Genomic DNA, 15161 nt, shown 5'->3' on the forward strand with positions numbered 1-15161 from the left:
GGAACATGACAGTACATCCCACAGCAATAGTCGACGAAGGAGCGCAAATCGGTGAAGGCACGCGTGTCTGGCACTGGGTACACATTTGTGCAGGTGCAAGAATAGGTAAAGGATGCTCGTTTGGACAGAATGTCTTCGTCGGCAACAAGGTTGTCATCGGCAACAATGTGAAAGTGCAGAACAATGTCTCAGTATACGACAACGTGACTCTTGAAGACGATGTCTTCTGTGGGCCGAGCATGGTCTTCACCAATGTCTATAACCCGCGTTCGGCGGTCGTGCGAAAAGATGAGTATCGTAATACGCTGGTGAAGCGCGGAGCCACGATTGGCGCAAATGCAACGATTGTCTGTGGGGTGACTATTGGCGAGTATGCCTTCATCGGAGCTGGGGCAGTCGTTAACCGCGATGTAAAGCCGTACGCACTGATGGCCGGTGTACCGGCAAAGCAGATCGGCTGGATGAGCCAGTTTGGTGAGAAACTTGAACTGCCACTCGTGGGCAACGGTGAGGCGGTTTGCCCTGGCTCACAGAAGCACTACCGTCTTGCGGATGGTGTTGTCGAGCTTGTCGGTGAGAATTCGAAATAGCCTTTGAGCAAAAGAAAGGGAGTATGAAAATGGAATTTATTGATCTCAAATCACAACAGGCGCGCATCAAAAAGGAAATTGATGCGAACATAGCCAAAGTACTCGCCCATGGCCAGTATATCATGGGGCCAGAAATTAAAGAGCTGGAGACACAACTGGCCCAGTACACGGGGTCAAAGCACTGCCTGACAGTGGCAAACGGTACGGACGCACTGCTTATTGCCCTTATGGCGCTCGGGGTTAAGGCAGGTGACGAGGTGATTACGACGCCCTTTACCTTCATCGCAACAGGCGAGATGATTGCATTGATCGGAGCAAAACCAGTGTTCGTCGATATCGACGAAAAAACCTACAATATGGACCCGAGCAAGATTGAGGCCGCGATAACCAAGAAGACCAAGGCAATCATGCCGGTGAGTCTCTATGGCCAGTGCGCTGATTTTGATGCGATCAATGCAATTGCAGCGAAGCACAATCTGCCGGTCATTGAAGACGCCGCGCAAAGCTTCGGCGCGACTTACAAAGGGAAAAAATCCTGTAATCTCAGCACTATTGGCAGCACCAGCTTCTTTCCCTCTAAACCACTCGGTTGCTATGGCGATGGCGGCGCTGTTTTCACCAACGACGACGAACTCGCGAAGGTAATGGGCTACATTCGCCTGCACGGCCAGGACCGTCGCTACCACCACCCGATCATAGGACTCAACGGCAGAATGGACACACTGCAAGCCGCCATCATGTTACCCAAGCTGGCGATATTTCCAGAAGAGGTTGAGCTGCGGGCCAAAATCGGCAAGCGCTACTCAGAACTCCTGGCCGCCAAGGGTATTAAGACCCCATTCATCGAGGCTCACAACACGAGTGTCTACGCACAGTACACAGTCCTCGTGAACGATCGCGAATCAGTTGCGAAAAAACTGCAGGATAAGGGAGTCCCTACCGCTGTTCACTACCCTATTCCGCTCAACTTGCAACCAGTCTTCGGTTATCTGAACCAACCCAAGGGTAGCTTTCCTATTGCAGAGCGCATTGCGGAACAGGTCATTAGCCTGCCAATGCATCCATACTTGAGCGAAAAAGATCAGGACACGATTGTGACTGCGGTCGCTGCCGCTGTTAGCTAAGAAGATTGAGCCACGAATTTCACAGATAGGCACCGATGTCTGAAACCAACGAGCAGTGGGATACCGTAATTCGCGCCGAAAGGTCGTGGTTCAGCATAAACTGGCGTGAGTTGTGGAAATACCGCGACCTAATCTACCTCTTTGTCCGGCGTGATTTTGTTGCCTTTTATAAGCAGACGATTTTGGGGCCACTATGGTACCTAATACAGCCATTATTCACCACTCTCATCTTCACCGTGGTTTTTAGCCGTCTGGCGTCGATACCCACCGACGGAGTGCCACCACTGCTATTCTACCTGGCTGGACTGGTGCTATGGAACTATTTCTCTGAGTGTCTTACCTCAACCTCGAGCACGTTTCTCGATAACCAGGGAATTTTCGGCAAAGTGTATTTTCCGCGTCTTTCGATACCCATCTCGGTCGTGCTGTCTAAGCTGATTAAGCTCGCGATTCAGCTAATGCTGCTTTCGGGGATTTATGTCTATTTTTGGTTTAGTGGCCAGTTGATTCGGCCATCTCCTTGGCTCTTGGTGGTCTTGCCACTGCTCGTGCTGCAAATAGCGCTACTGGGGCTGGGGACCGGTATTTTCATTTCGTCGCTGACAACTAAGTACCGCGACCTCAACTACCTGGTCGGCTTCGGAGTGCAACTTTGGATGTACGCAACACCTATCATCTACCCGATTTCGCAGGTGCCGGAAAAATATCGAATATTTGTGCATCTGAACCCAGTGGCTCAAGTGGTGACGAATTTCCGTTTCGTGCTTTTTGGCGGCGCTGATGGCACGAATCTTCAACCCGCGCTGGGCAATAATTTGCTGGTCAGTCTTTCGACAACGATGGTGATCCTATTGCTTGGACTTTTCTTGTTCAGCAGAACAGAAAAGAGCTTTATTGATACAATTTAGATTCTCCATGAGCACAGTCATCAAAGTCGAAAATCTTTCCAAATCTTACCGTCTGGGCAACATCTCAACTGGCTCGTTACACAAAGACCTGCAGAGTTTTTGGGCACGTCTGAGAAGCAAAGAGGATCCCAACCGCCGCATCGGTGAAAAAGTTCACCACACCAAAGATGAGCTCTTCTGGGCGTTAAAAGACGTTTCTTTTGAAGTACGGCAGGGTGACATCGTCGGGATTATCGGCCGGAATGGCGCTGGAAAATCAACCCTGCTCAAGATCTTGTCACGTATTACTGCACCAACCACAGGTTCGCTCAAAGTTCGGGGACGCATTGCGAGTCTGCTCGAAGTCGGCACAGGTTTTCACCCCGAACTGACCGGCCGTGAAAATGTATACCTGAATGGCGCAATACTCGGCATGACCCGGCGTGAAATCGACCGTAAGTTTGACGAAATCGTCGATTTTGCGGAAGTTGAGCAGTTCATTGACACACCGGTCAAGCGCTATTCCAGTGGAATGTATGTGCGTCTGGCCTTTGCTGTTGCGGCTCATCTTGAGTCAGAGATACTAATAGTAGATGAGGTACTGGCTGTAGGGGATGTACAATTCCAAAAGAAATGCCTGGGAAAAATGCAGGAAGTGGGGCGGAAAGGCCGGACAGTGTTGTTTGTTAGTCATAATATTGGTGCTCTCAAGCAAATGTGCACTGTAGGTCTGCATATCCATGCCGGTCGCACCCAGAAATTTGGCACTCTACCAGAGGCATTGAGTGAATATTTCCAGTATAACGACACATCTGCCGGCCCGTCATCTTCAGTACAGTGGGATGAAGACAAAGCTCCGGGTGACGGATGCATACGGATTCGAAAAATGCACGTATCAGGATCATTCCAAATAGCGGATACCTTCTCGATAAATAGTGACTTGGTTGTCCGATTGGAGCTGGACATTCTTAGGAATAAGACCCGCCCGCTTATTGCATTATTGCTCCTGACAAATGACGAGCAAGAGATATTTTCAACCCTGAGTCAGAATTATGAGGATTATGAGGATGCTTTCTTGGAACCCGGTCGGTACTCTATATTGGTAACGATACCGGCCGGCATCTTGAACAGTACCGAATATCGAATCAGGATAAATGTATTCAATTCTTTTTGGCAAAATTTTGCGTTTCGTGTCCCCATTGACCTGCGTTTCACAACATACGATGATGGGCGACGGCGAAGAGATTACAATGGCAATTATGGTGGCGTTATTCGCCCAACGCTACAATGGGACCTGCAACGCCAAAAGAGCTTCACCGAGGGCCGACCGTAGTGGCGTCAAGCACACGCATATGCCAAAAACAGTTATCAGCATAACACCATTACCGCTATACAAGGATAGCCGGACGCTGAAAATCGCACGATCGATTCATGAGCTTGGTTACCAATCTCTTGTCTGGGATACCCAAAACGTTCGCGCCTATCCAATTTCCGAATTGCCCACACTGCCCGCTGCCACGAAAGCTCTTGCAAACAATACCCGAAAATCAACCCTTTTAGAGTTCACTTGGAGAACTGCGAAACGGATACTGACTTGGCTGGGGGTGAAGCAAATGCTGAGGGTTATCGGTGTTGTGGTTTGGTTTCGTACTTTAGTCGATTTGTTCCGCAATGCACGTACTATCCGGCGAACCCTGCCGCCAGCCGATTTATACTATCTCCATTCGCTCGAATTCGGCATCATAATCCTCTGGCGCCGAATGACTGCCAATATACCTTATGTGTATGATGCGCATGATTTCTATATCGCTTTACATCAACAGAAATGGTGGCAACCATTGCATATCCTAGAGCGCCTGTTAATAAAGTACTCAGCGGGTTTCGTAACAGTTAGCGATGGTGTCGGCGAACTTTACACAAAGACTTTTCAACGCACCCCGGTCGTTATTCCTAATACACAATACTTGCCTAAGCGCAATCGCGTGACGATTCGCAAATTGCTACGGCTAAAGAAGCATGATTTTCTTATAGTTAGCATCTGCCGACCAGTAGAAGGCAGAGCCGTTTGGCCGATTATGGAAGCCATGATGGCCATTGATAGGTCGAATCTTCATTTGGCGTTTATTGGAGACGGCTACCAAGAGCATGCCAGAACTATTCAGGCAAGAGGGGCTACTTCACGCATCCATTTCTTGCCCCCGCTTGCGCCAGAAATGGTGACTGACTTCATAGCTGATGCTAATTTGGGCTTTATGCCATATTACGTAGTCCACGAAAATCTACGCCAGGCCTTGCCTAATGGCTTTTTTCAGTGCGTTGCCGCAGGCTTGCCCGTGCTTTACGATCCTAAACTTGTCGAAATAGGCCGAATATGTAGCGAATATATGAACGGCATCGAAATTGATCCCCTTGATTCAGACAATCTTGCAAAGCTGATTCGACATCTCTCGCAATCCGTCGTGGAATGCCAAAGACTAAAGAAAAATGCACAAAAAGCTGCCCGCCACTTTAACTGGAGGCTTGAAACCCCCAAAATCAAAGCATTACTTGAGAATGCGATAAAAAAATCCGCAGTAAAACAAAAAGGCTAAACCCAAGCATTCTCAATCATGGCAACTAACGTATCTTTAATTTTGTACTACCAGGCGGATGGCAAGCCGCTGCGAGACACGATCGAAAAACACCTGCATTGTTTTCGACAATTTGCCTTAGTGCAGCCCGTATACATAAATCTCTACTTCCCTTTCCCAACAAAATTAGTGCAGAAGCTTCATATTCAATACGTTATCTTTCATACAACTCTCTTGAGCGCCATTCGCTGGTCTACGGATGATTCGATACTCGTAAATTGCCTGAACAAGCTCGAAACTCTGAAATTGTTTAATTGCCCAAAAGCCATTTTGCCACAAGACGAGTTCATAAATAATACGCGAATTAATCGATTAATTTCAGAACTTCATATCTCACATATTTTTACCGTTGCGCCCGACCCGAATGACTGGCCTCGTATTTATGGTGAGTTACTAACTAAACGATCCATCGCCATCGCCACGGTCTTGACCGGATATATAGATGAACATTCAACGGCGCATTGGCAAAACAAGGCACGCCAAAGCAACAATCGCCCTCTTGATTTCGGATATAGAGCATATCGTGCGGATTTCAATTTTGGACTGCACGGTTTGCATAAAACTGGTGTGGGCGAACATGTCTTAGCCATAAGCGCGCAGCTAGGCTTAAAAGTCGATATTTCATTTGCACCAGAGGCTACCTTTTTGGGCAAGGCTTGGTTTGAGTTTCTCTTACAATGCAAAGGCACCCTTGGCTGTGAAAGCGGGGTTAGCATGCTTGATCATGATGGCAGCATTAGGGCGCGAGTTCAAAGTTATCTGGGTTGTGCACCAAATGCCACCTTCACAGAGGTTGAAGCAGCCTGCTTTCCTGGTTTAGACAATTCACTTAACCTGCTCACCATTTCGCCCCGACATTTTGAAGCTATGATGACCAACACGACTCAATTTTTGGTTGAAGGCCGATATAATGAATTATTAAGGCCATGGCGGCACTATATCCCCATCAAGAAAGATTATTCAGATGTATTAACTCAAGTTTCGCTCGTCAGAGACGCAAAAATGATTAAAGACATAAACGAAAAATGTGCGCATGAAATCCTGAATAATCCACAGCTGACCTACGCGTATTTCGTGCAATTCATTGAAAAAACGCTGCAGATACACTCATCGCTGAAGCAGAGAGTCTTAAGATTGCCAGCGACACGATTGGCAGGCAGGAATCAAGGGCATTGGCTCAAGCTTCGTATTAAAGAAAAACTGCCGAAGCTGGTTCTGCTGGTACGCCTCCTGAAAAATACTATGTTGAAGTGTAGATTACTTGGCATGATCAAAAAATAGCGACAATATGTGCAGCATAGCCGGCATCGTTAGCATCGATCCATCAATCCGTATCCCTGCGCTGGAGCGGCGTCTTTCTGTGATAAATGACCTGCTCCGCCACCGTGGCCCTGACGGACAGGGTATCTGGGTTAATCCACGTGAGAATGTCGGTCTCGCCCACACGCGGTTGAGCATTATCGATCTCGAAACAGGCCAGCAGCCCATGCATACCGAGAACGGCTTCTCTATCACCTTCAACGGCGAAATTTATAATTTTCCCGAACTGCGCCAAGAACTCGGTGCCGACAAGTTTCGCACACATTCAGACACTGAAGTGTTGCTGCGCGCGTATGAAAAGTGGGGTGCCGGTTGCCTTGACCGACTGCGCGGAATGTTCGCCTTTGCCATTTGGGATCACAACAGGCAGGAACTTTTTTGCGCGCGGGATCGCTTCGGAATTAAGCCTTTCTACTATACGATCGTCGAAGGTAAAATGTACTTTGCCTCAGAGGCAAAGGCACTACTGCCCTTTTTACCATCGCTTGAGGCAGATGCGCACGGCCTCAAGGATTACCTCACCTTTCAGTTTTGTCTCGACTCAAAAACCCTTTTCAAAGACGTACAGATCTTACAGCCCGCCCATTCATTGACAGTCAGAAACGGGCAGTTATTGATCCACAAGTACTGGGAAGTATACTACCATATTGACTTTGACCATACGGCTCACTACTTTGCTGAACGCACAAAGGAACTATTGCATGAGTCCATTAAGCTGCATTGCCGTAGCGATGTGCCCGTGGGCGCATATGTCAGCGGTGGTGTGGACTCAACCTCAATCGCAGCCATTGCTGTAGGCCTCGGCGGAGTTTCGCCAGATTTCAAGGGGTTTACCGGCAAGTTTGCCGGCTATGGCGCAGAGTTCGACGAATCGCAGTACGCGCGCGATGCCTGCAACCAATTCGGGATCGAATTGCATGAGATCGATATCGACTATATGGATTTTTCTGACAATTTCAGAAACATCATTTATCATCTCGACTCCCCCGTCGCCGGTCCTGGCTCTTTTCCGCAGTATATGGTTTCCGCACTCGCAGCGAAACACCGGAAGGTCGTGCTCGGTGGCCAAGGCGGAGACGAAATTTTTGGAGGTTATGTCCGCTACCTGATAGGTTACTTCGAGCAATGTATTAAAGGGGCAATTGACGGCACCCTCAGCCAGGGCAATTTCGTCGTCACCTATGAATCAATCATACCAAACCTGGTCAATCTGCGAAACTACAAGCCCATGCTGAAAGAATTTTTCAGCCAAGGCATGTTTGACTCACTGGATAAACGCTACTACCATCTTATCAATCGGGCACCGACTCTCAAAGACGAGATCCAATGGTCAGAACTAGGGGAATATTCACCATTTGAGAGCTTTCAGAGAGTATTCTTAAGTTCCAATGTCCAGAAAGAGGCGTATTTTGACAGCATGACCCATTTCGACTTCAAGACGCTTTTACCTGCCCTGCTACAGGTTGAAGACAGAATGAGCATGGCCCATGGCCTCGAATCGCGTGTGCCATTGTTGGATCACAAGCTGGTTGAACTGGCAGCAACGATTCCAGCGGACATCAAGTTCAAGGACGGAACGCTAAAGCGCATCTATAGCATGGCGGTTGACGAGTACCTGCCGCCATCCATCAAGAATCGTAAGAATAAAATGGGTTTTCCGGTACCTATTAACCGGTGGTTTGCCAACGAGCTCAATTCGTACGTGAAAGATATATTTAGTGAACAAAAGGCCCGCCAGCGTTCTTTGTTCAACAGCGACCTGATACTGCAAAACCTGCAGAATGAATCGCAATTCAGTCGCAAACTCTGGGGCCTGCTGTCCTTGGAAGTCTGGCACCAGGAGTTTATCGACAAGGCACCCGAATACCGCAAGCTGGTTTCTGGTTTATCATAGGTCTCATAATTAGAGAATGTCAAAAAGCAAGGGAAGGAGCTAACTATGAAAGTACTAATTACAGGTGGTTCGGGACATATCGGGTCTCACATCGCTGAAAGATTACTCGCGCGCAAGGACCAGGTCCTGGTGATTGACAACTATGCCACGGGCCGCCGCGATAACCTTACCGCACAGGTTGGGCTACAAATTACCGAAGGCACCATTGCCGACAAGGTCCTGGTTGATAGGCTGTTCGACGATTTCAAACCAGACATAGTGGTTCATGCAGCAGCTGCATATAAGGACCCGGAAAATTGGGAAGAGGATGTGCTGACTAACGAGCTTGGCACTGTTAATGTTGTGAAGGCTGCGAAGCGCACGGGTGTGAAGCGGGTTATTTATTTTCAAACTTCTCTGTGCTATGGTCTGCATCCTATTGAGCAACCAATTACGCTTAATCATCCGCTATTTTCAGGCAAGTCACCAGGCGGCAGTAGTTATGCTATCAGCAAGACTGGCGGCGAACAATATATCGAGCTTAGTGGACTTGACTTCATTTCCTTCCGCCTCGCGAATTCATATGGCCCGCGCAATCTCAGCGGCCCGCTGCCGACGTTCTATCACCGGCTCACGAGCAACAAGGGCTGCTTTGTCATGGATACGCGTCGCGATTTCATCTTCGTTGACGATCTCGTAGATTGCGTAATCAAGGCAGTGGACGGTGCGGGCACCCGCGGCTACTACCACATCTCCACCGGCAAAGACTATTCAGTAAAGGAACTCTTTGACGCGACTCTGAAGGCATTAGGCATGAGTCCAGAGACACCCGTTGAATTGCGTGCCCGCGGTGAAGATGATGTCTTCACGATTCTAATCGACCCGAGTAAAACAAATAAGGACTTTGACTGGACGCCAAAGACATCACTAGAAACGGGCATCCAAAAAGCTATTGACTGGTACAAGACACATGGAATCACCCAAACGTTCACACATTTGAAAGTGGAAGATAAAAAGCACTGATATACAATGGCAGACCTCAAGGACAAGAAGATATTGATCGTCGGAGGCGCCGGTTTCGTTGGCTCGAACCTATGCCTCAGGCTATTGCGCGAAGAGCCCCGGTCGGTGATAATCGTCGATAACCTGTTGTCATCCCATATCGACAATGTCCCAGATAACGAGAACGTGCAGTTTGTTTTTGGCTCCATTGCGGATGACAGAATCTTGGCCAAGATTCCGCACGATATAGAATACGTTTTCCACCTCGCTTGCTACCACGGCAACCAATCGTCAATCGCCGACCCGATCGCCGACCACCACAACAACACGCTGACATCGCTCAAACTCTTTGACCATCTCAAGGATTTTCCCAATCTCCAGAAAGTGGTCTATGCGGCTGCGGGCTGCGCAGTCGCGGAAAAGACCTACGACGATGCAAAACCCACGGAAGAAAACGCGCCAATATCCCTTTTTCACGACAGTCCATACTCGATCTCAAAAATAATCGGCGAATTCTATGGAAACTACTACTACCTTCGATACAAACTTCCATTCGTCAAAGCACGGTTTCAGAATGTTTACGGACCACGAGAAATTCTAGGTGCCGGTAGATGGCGTGGTACCCTCCACACTGTATGGCGAAACGTGATACCCACATTCGTCTGGCGCGCTCTCCAGAAAATGCCCCTGACGCTTGATAATGGGGGGGAAACAAGCCGCGACTTTATTTTCGTTGAAGACATGGCCGAAGGTTTGTTTCGCTGCGCGGTCTACGGCAGTGCCGGTGAAGTCTACAACCTAGGATCTGGTCGCGAAACCAAAATCCGAGATTTGGCGAACCTAATCAACGAACTCACTGACAATCCGACACCTGTAACGCTGCTCCCGCCAAGAGACTGGGACCGATCAGGGAGGCGGTTTGCGTCCACTGAAAAGGCCGACAGGTTGCTTGGTTTTTCTGCCCAGACAGAAATACGTGAAGGCATACAGAAAACCATCGACTGGACGGTGCAAAACCGTTCAAGAATAGAATCCTCAATTGCCCAGCACGCGTACTTCATGTCGCATCTACTCAAATAGCCACGCCTGAATCGGTGTTTGAATAGTGAGCTTCCGTCCGCTAAGAGTCCTCGTCCTTTACCATTTGGGAGTTGGAAAGAATGTGCCCGCGTTCCTCCGACAGCATATTTTTGCGCTGAGGAAAAAAGCACCTGAAAACAGATATTTGTTTCACAACGTATTGTTGCACAAACCAAATATTCTAATGAAGATACAATTTGATGCAATAGTGCTTGATGTTACGGTTTTAGGATTGCGTTGGGGTGAGCCAAGCGTTTTCGAGAAATTTCTCCGAGATTACCGCTTTTTGGCAAAACGAAATGCTGTGAAGATAGCACTACCGCAGGATGAATATGATTGCAGCGCTCTGTTGGATCGATGGCTTTGTGATTGGCAAGTGAATATCGTATATTCTGTTTTGCCAGATCATGCGAGAGTGCTGTATCCACAATATTCCCAAAAAGGCAAAATCTTTCCCGCTTTCACAGGCTACATCAGCGATGCTCTTCTGAAACGAAAGCCCAAGCCGTTTGATTCTAGAGAAATCGATATCGGCTATAGAGCAAAGAAATTACCTCCTTATTTCGGTTGGATTGGCGAAAACAAATGGCGAATAGGGCAACTGGTGCAGGATCATGCTAGGCGATTTAATCTTAATGCAGACATTGTCGTCGGTGATCACGGCACTTTCCACAATAATGAATGGTATGAATTTATTGAGAACTGCAAATTCACTCTGGGCGCGAACAGCGGCAGTAGCATATTGGATTCAACCGGCGATTTGCAGCGGCAGATACGCGCATACATCTCCGTTCGCCCCGAGGCGCAATATCCTGAAATTGAAGCCCTCTTTCTACAGGACCAAATTGGCAAGTATAGTTTTACGGCGCTGTCGCCGCGAAATATTGAAGCGGCCATTTTGGAAAGCTGCCAAATTCTGGTTGAAGGAGATTATTCCGGAGTTCTAAAACCCTGGATCCATTATATTCCGCTCAAAGCAGATGCCTCAAACTTCCAAGAAGTCCATGACTTCATGTGTCAAAAGGACCGCGTTCTTAAAATGATCACAGATTGTAAGACTGCGATTTTGAACGAACCTCAGCTTTACTACAAGCATCACGCACAGCGAATTATCGCTGATATCAGGAGCGTGAACAATAACCAAAACGCGCCTGCACGCACAACCATCCAGAATAGTATGCGGGTTGGCGTGGCTAAGATCCAGTATTTTCTGATACCAGTATACGTGCGGGCAAAAGCAAGATTAGGGCAACTACTGAGAAAACTTACATCTTTGCTTCCGAGCAGCGTTTAATTGCTGGGCGACAATTTCTTGTACAGACCCGTGCGTATACTCATAGGCTTCATAGAAATCGCTGGCTACCACGGCGCCCTGGAGAGAGGTTTCAGACAACTGGGCCACACCTGCAACTTCTATGAATTTCGCGCACATCCATTTGGTTACGCAAATCGGAAAAGGCCGCTTCTTTCACGCACCATAATCCAGCTGCTGGAACTGCGCAAACGGTATGACAGCGGGTTCGTGGGTGTCCCCATAACCATCGCCCGGCTGCTTGTGCAGCTGCTATTCTTCTTGTATGCTTCTATGCGCTATGAAGTATTCATTTTCGGCTTTGGCTCTACGTTTTTCACTCCCATTACTCCATCGCTGGAAAGATTGCGGTACTTCGGGGCCCGGTTTCTCGTTCGCATCGGCAAGAGGGTCATTTTCCTGATGCAAGGGTCAGATGCGCGTCCCCCATTTATGGATGGAACATACCAGAATCTGCCTGTCGAGGAAATTGTCGCCCTCAACCGCGCAAAGAAACGGGATATTCAGACACTGGAGGCCACGGGAGCAACTGTAGTCTGTGATCGCGCGATATCTGCGTATTTCACGCGCCCTGTCGTGGACCGGTCCTTTATTTTGTGCCCGGTTAACACCGCAAACGCGCACAGAAGCACTCCTCCCGCGAAGCAAAAGAAAGCAAAGGGCAGGCGCACCATCACGATACTTCATGCCCCATCCGCGCCGGAACTCAAGGGGAGCGACCGCATTCGGGAGGTAATTCAACGCATCAGAATACCGGGCATCAGGCTAGAATTCACAGAGATCCGTAACAAGACGAATCAGGAAGTGATGGCTGCCATAAGCGATTGTGACATCGTCATCGACCAGCTGTACAGCGATATCGTACTCCCGGTTTTTCCCACCGAGGCAGGATGGCTGGGAAAACCAGCTGTCATTGGTATTTACGACAAACGCTTCGTTTTCGCGGGAATTCCGGCGGAGGAAATACCTCCTGCCTGGTATATAGACCCCGAAAATCTCGAAACTGAGTTAAAGCGGATCTTGCGTCTCTCCGCAGGCGCTATAGCCAAACGCGGAGAAGCAATGCAGCGTTTTGTAGCCAGGAAAGCCACAGATGTACATGTTGCGCAAAAATTCACCAAAATAATTAATAAGGCTACACCCCCCGAATGGTACTATAACCCTGAGCAGTACAGTTATATTAATGGCTGCGTGATTCGAGAGCAGAAACTATATTCCATAATTGGGTCTATCGCGCACAAATACTCGCTCGCCGCGCTGTTCATGAATGATAAAAAGGATTATATTGCCCGGTTGAAGGCTGCTGGCATATACAGCGATATACATGAAACAAGGTAACCTCCAGAAAAAGCGAGACCGACGTCCCAGGGTGATGATCCTGGCCAGTTCAGATCTTTACAAAGATCCACGTGTCTATCGACAGGTTATTGCGCTGCAGGATACATTTGACCTTGTTACGGTGACAAATCTCAGTGCCCGGCACAAGGATTTCAGCTCCAGAATCCAGCACATCGTCATAGACAGCCAACACCAGACTTACAACTCAGACAACATCTTCAACTCCGGCACGGCTGCGAGCCCGCGAGGGATGCGCCAGCGGATAGTCGCCCTCAAGAACTCCCGGAATATTCTGCTGCGAACACTTTTCGCGGTTCTGCGCACGGTTTACCGTATCTTTATGGCTGCCAAAGTCAGGTTTCTGATAAGAAGTCCGGAACGGTTCAGGAAATTTTATTTCTCCAACAAGCTGCCGTTGCGCCTGAAAGAGATTCTGCAACAGACACCGGTGGACGTTATTCTTGTCAATGAAATCGATTGCCTCCCCAGTGCGGTGGAATTCGGGCTTGCTGGCAAGATCATCTATGACGCCCATGAATTTTCACTGGGTGAGGCAGAAGAAAGCCTTACGTGGCGCCTGGTCAACAAGGCGATGATCCAGCATATCTGCAACACCTACATCCCCAAGGTCTACAAGATGATCACGGTTTGCGATGGCATACTGGCTGAATACAAGAGGTTGTACCCCTCCGTTTCCATTGATCTCATTACAAATGCATCGCCGTATTATGCCATACGGCGCCGTAGAACAGCAAGACCCGTAAAGATCATCCATCACGGCCTTGCCGACAGATCGCGAAATATTGAAGGTATGATCGCGACTATGGGTGCATTGCAGGACAAGGACCGCTATACGCTGGATTTGATGTTGGTATTCAATGACACTCACTACGTGAACCAACTAAAGGCCCTGGCCGCAGAAGTGAACCGTAACGCAGGATTCGAGCAAATTCGCTTCGTCAAGCCCGTACCCCTGAAAGAAATCGTACCTACGATCAGTAAGTATGATATTCAGATAATCATGACGCCGCCGGTAAACTTCAACAATCGCTTTTCACTGCCGAACAAGTTCTTTGAGGCAATCCAGGCGCGCAACGCCCTGGCGATTGGCCCCATCACTGAGATGGCAAAAATTGTCCGGCAGTATCAACTGGGCGTCGTCAGTGATTCTTTTGAGGCACGGGATATGGCCAGCTGCCTTAACGCCTTAACCACGGCAGATATCGAAAAATTCAGACTCAATGCCGAGAAGACGGCACGGGCTCTCAATGCCGAGGCCAATGCAAAAGAATTGATACGCATCGTGCGGGAGACCCTTGGCAACAAATCCCTACTGCCTGTGCGCAGGAGCAAGAAGAAATGACCAACCAAGGAATAATTGAAGATCCTCCTTTTGTCCATCCAACTGCTATTGTTGAGGATGGTGCCAAACTCGACGCGGCCGTAAAGGTCTGGCATTTCTGTCACGTTCGCAAAGGCGCACACCTTAAACCAGGTGTATCCATTGCAAGGGATGTCTACGTTGATGTCGACACTACTATAGGCGAAAATACTCGCATACAGAATGGTGTTAGTATCTACAAGGGTGTAAGTATTGCCGATTGGTGTTTTGTTGGCCCCCACGTGATATTCACAAATGATCAACGCCCAAGGGCAGGCAATCGCAATTGGGAAATCACACCGACGATCCTCGATACCGGGGCCTCGCTTGGGGCCGGGGCGATTGTGCGCTGCGGAGTGACGATCGGAATGTTCGCTATGGCAGGGGCAGGCGCTGTTATCACCAAGTCAATTGAAGAGTTTACGCTGGTCACAGGCTTTCCAGCAAAGCCTATCAGCAAGATTTGCGCCTGTGGCCAATCTATGCTCGACCTTTCGACCGGCCCGGAGTCATATCTACAGCCTTGTTGCAGCCAAAACCTTGATCCCCGACTGCTGAGAATTGCGCAAATCAGGCTGAGGGAACTCCAAAACCGCGCGGAAGAATAGGACAATTATTTAAGAG

The 15161-nt window shown here is 48.7% G+C and carries 13 protein-coding genes; all 13 read left to right on the forward strand.

What is annotated here, in order from left to right:
• The first annotated feature begins 5 nt into the window (after nucleotides 1–5).
• The 13 genes from TURPA_RS01375 (at nucleotide 6) to TURPA_RS01435 (ending at nucleotide 15145) form a co-directional block, all read left to right on the forward strand.
• A complete protein-coding gene (locus TURPA_RS01375) occupies nucleotides 6–590 on the forward strand; it encodes an acyltransferase (protein WP_014801491.1) in 585 nt (194 codons plus the stop codon).
• Nucleotides 591–619: 29 nt separating this feature from the next.
• Nucleotides 620–1714 carry a DegT/DnrJ/EryC1/StrS family aminotransferase gene (locus TURPA_RS01380; RefSeq protein WP_014801492.1) on the forward strand — a complete coding sequence of 365 codons (1095 nt, stop codon included), beginning with the start codon at nucleotides 620–622 and terminating at the stop codon, nucleotides 1712–1714.
• 35 nt (nucleotides 1715–1749) lie between these two features.
• On the forward strand, nucleotides 1750–2622 hold the full coding sequence (locus TURPA_RS01385) for an ABC transporter permease (protein WP_014801493.1): 873 nt from the start codon (nucleotides 1750–1752) through the stop codon (nucleotides 2620–2622).
• A 7-nt stretch (nucleotides 2623–2629) separates the two neighbouring features.
• Nucleotides 2630–3934 (forward strand): ABC transporter ATP-binding protein, encoded by a 1305-nt coding sequence (locus TURPA_RS01390; RefSeq protein ID WP_014801494.1) that lies wholly within the window; start codon nucleotides 2630–2632, stop codon nucleotides 3932–3934.
• A gap of 19 nt (nucleotides 3935–3953) precedes the next feature.
• Nucleotides 3954–5192 (forward strand): glycosyltransferase, encoded by a 1239-nt coding sequence (locus TURPA_RS01395; protein ID WP_014801495.1) that lies wholly within the window; start codon nucleotides 3954–3956, stop codon nucleotides 5190–5192.
• A gap of 18 nt (nucleotides 5193–5210) precedes the next feature.
• Nucleotides 5211–6512, forward strand: a complete 1302-nt coding sequence (locus tag TURPA_RS01400; RefSeq protein ID WP_014801496.1) for a hypothetical protein — start codon at nucleotides 5211–5213, stop codon at nucleotides 6510–6512.
• 7 nt (nucleotides 6513–6519) lie between these two features.
• Nucleotides 6520–8445 carry an asparagine synthase (glutamine-hydrolyzing) gene (gene asnB / locus TURPA_RS01405; protein ID WP_014801497.1) on the forward strand — a complete coding sequence of 642 codons (1926 nt, stop codon included), beginning with the start codon at nucleotides 6520–6522 and terminating at the stop codon, nucleotides 8443–8445.
• Between the two features lie 45 nt (nucleotides 8446–8490).
• On the forward strand, nucleotides 8491–9447 hold the full coding sequence (locus TURPA_RS01410; RefSeq protein WP_014801498.1) for an NAD-dependent epimerase/dehydratase family protein: 957 nt from the start codon (nucleotides 8491–8493) through the stop codon (nucleotides 9445–9447).
• Between the two features lie 6 nt (nucleotides 9448–9453).
• A complete protein-coding gene (locus TURPA_RS01415; RefSeq protein WP_014801499.1) occupies nucleotides 9454–10506 on the forward strand; it encodes an NAD-dependent epimerase/dehydratase family protein in 1053 nt (350 codons plus the stop codon).
• 184 nt (nucleotides 10507–10690) lie between these two features.
• Nucleotides 10691–11800 carry a hypothetical protein gene (locus TURPA_RS01420; protein WP_157210353.1) on the forward strand — a complete coding sequence of 370 codons (1110 nt, stop codon included), beginning with the start codon at nucleotides 10691–10693 and terminating at the stop codon, nucleotides 11798–11800.
• 30 nt (nucleotides 11801–11830) lie between these two features.
• Nucleotides 11831–13156 carry a hypothetical protein gene (locus TURPA_RS01425; RefSeq protein WP_157210354.1) on the forward strand — a complete coding sequence of 442 codons (1326 nt, stop codon included), beginning with the start codon at nucleotides 11831–11833 and terminating at the stop codon, nucleotides 13154–13156.
• Nucleotides 13143–14519, forward strand: coding sequence for a glycosyltransferase family protein (locus tag TURPA_RS01430; protein WP_014801502.1), 1377 nt, complete (start codon nucleotides 13143–13145; stop codon nucleotides 14517–14519). The genes TURPA_RS01425 and TURPA_RS01430 overlap by 14 nt, the downstream gene beginning before the upstream one ends.
• The gene (locus TURPA_RS01435; RefSeq protein ID WP_014801503.1) at nucleotides 14516–15145 is read left to right on the forward strand and encodes an acyltransferase; all 630 of its coding nucleotides are present in this window, start codon (nucleotides 14516–14518) and stop codon (nucleotides 15143–15145) included. Before TURPA_RS01430 ends, TURPA_RS01435 begins: the two co-directional genes overlap by 4 nt.
• Nucleotides 15146–15161 lie beyond the last annotated feature (16 nt).

Origin of the sequence: Turneriella parva DSM 21527, assembly GCF_000266885.1 — a bacterium.
Classification (GTDB): Bacteria; Spirochaetota; Leptospiria; order Turneriellales; family Turneriellaceae; genus Turneriella; species Turneriella parva.

Excerpts from the sequence above, each read along its gene's own strand:
- TURPA_RS01375 (WP_014801491.1), top strand. The coding sequence starts at position 6 with ATGACAGTACATCCCACAGCAATAGTCGACGAAGGAGCGCAAATCGGT.
- TURPA_RS01380 (WP_014801492.1), top strand. The coding sequence starts at position 620 with ATGGAATTTATTGATCTCAAATCACAACAGGCGCGCATCAAAAAGGAA.
- TURPA_RS01385 (WP_014801493.1), top strand. The coding sequence starts at position 1,750 with ATGTCTGAAACCAACGAGCAGTGGGATACCGTAATTCGCGCCGAAAGG.
- TURPA_RS01390 (WP_014801494.1), top strand. The coding sequence starts at position 2,630 with ATGAGCACAGTCATCAAAGTCGAAAATCTTTCCAAATCTTACCGTCTG.
- TURPA_RS01395 (WP_014801495.1), top strand. The coding sequence starts at position 3,954 with ATGCCAAAAACAGTTATCAGCATAACACCATTACCGCTATACAAGGAT.
- TURPA_RS01400 (WP_014801496.1), top strand. The coding sequence starts at position 5,211 with ATGGCAACTAACGTATCTTTAATTTTGTACTACCAGGCGGATGGCAAG.
- asnB (WP_014801497.1), top strand. The coding sequence starts at position 6,520 with ATGTGCAGCATAGCCGGCATCGTTAGCATCGATCCATCAATCCGTATC.
- TURPA_RS01410 (WP_014801498.1), top strand. The coding sequence starts at position 8,491 with ATGAAAGTACTAATTACAGGTGGTTCGGGACATATCGGGTCTCACATC.
- TURPA_RS01415 (WP_014801499.1), top strand. The coding sequence starts at position 9,454 with ATGGCAGACCTCAAGGACAAGAAGATATTGATCGTCGGAGGCGCCGGT.
- TURPA_RS01420 (WP_157210353.1), top strand. The coding sequence starts at position 10,691 with ATGAAGATACAATTTGATGCAATAGTGCTTGATGTTACGGTTTTAGGA.
- TURPA_RS01430 (WP_014801502.1), top strand. The coding sequence starts at position 13,143 with ATGAAACAAGGTAACCTCCAGAAAAAGCGAGACCGACGTCCCAGGGTG.
- TURPA_RS01435 (WP_014801503.1), top strand. The coding sequence starts at position 14,516 with ATGACCAACCAAGGAATAATTGAAGATCCTCCTTTTGTCCATCCAACT.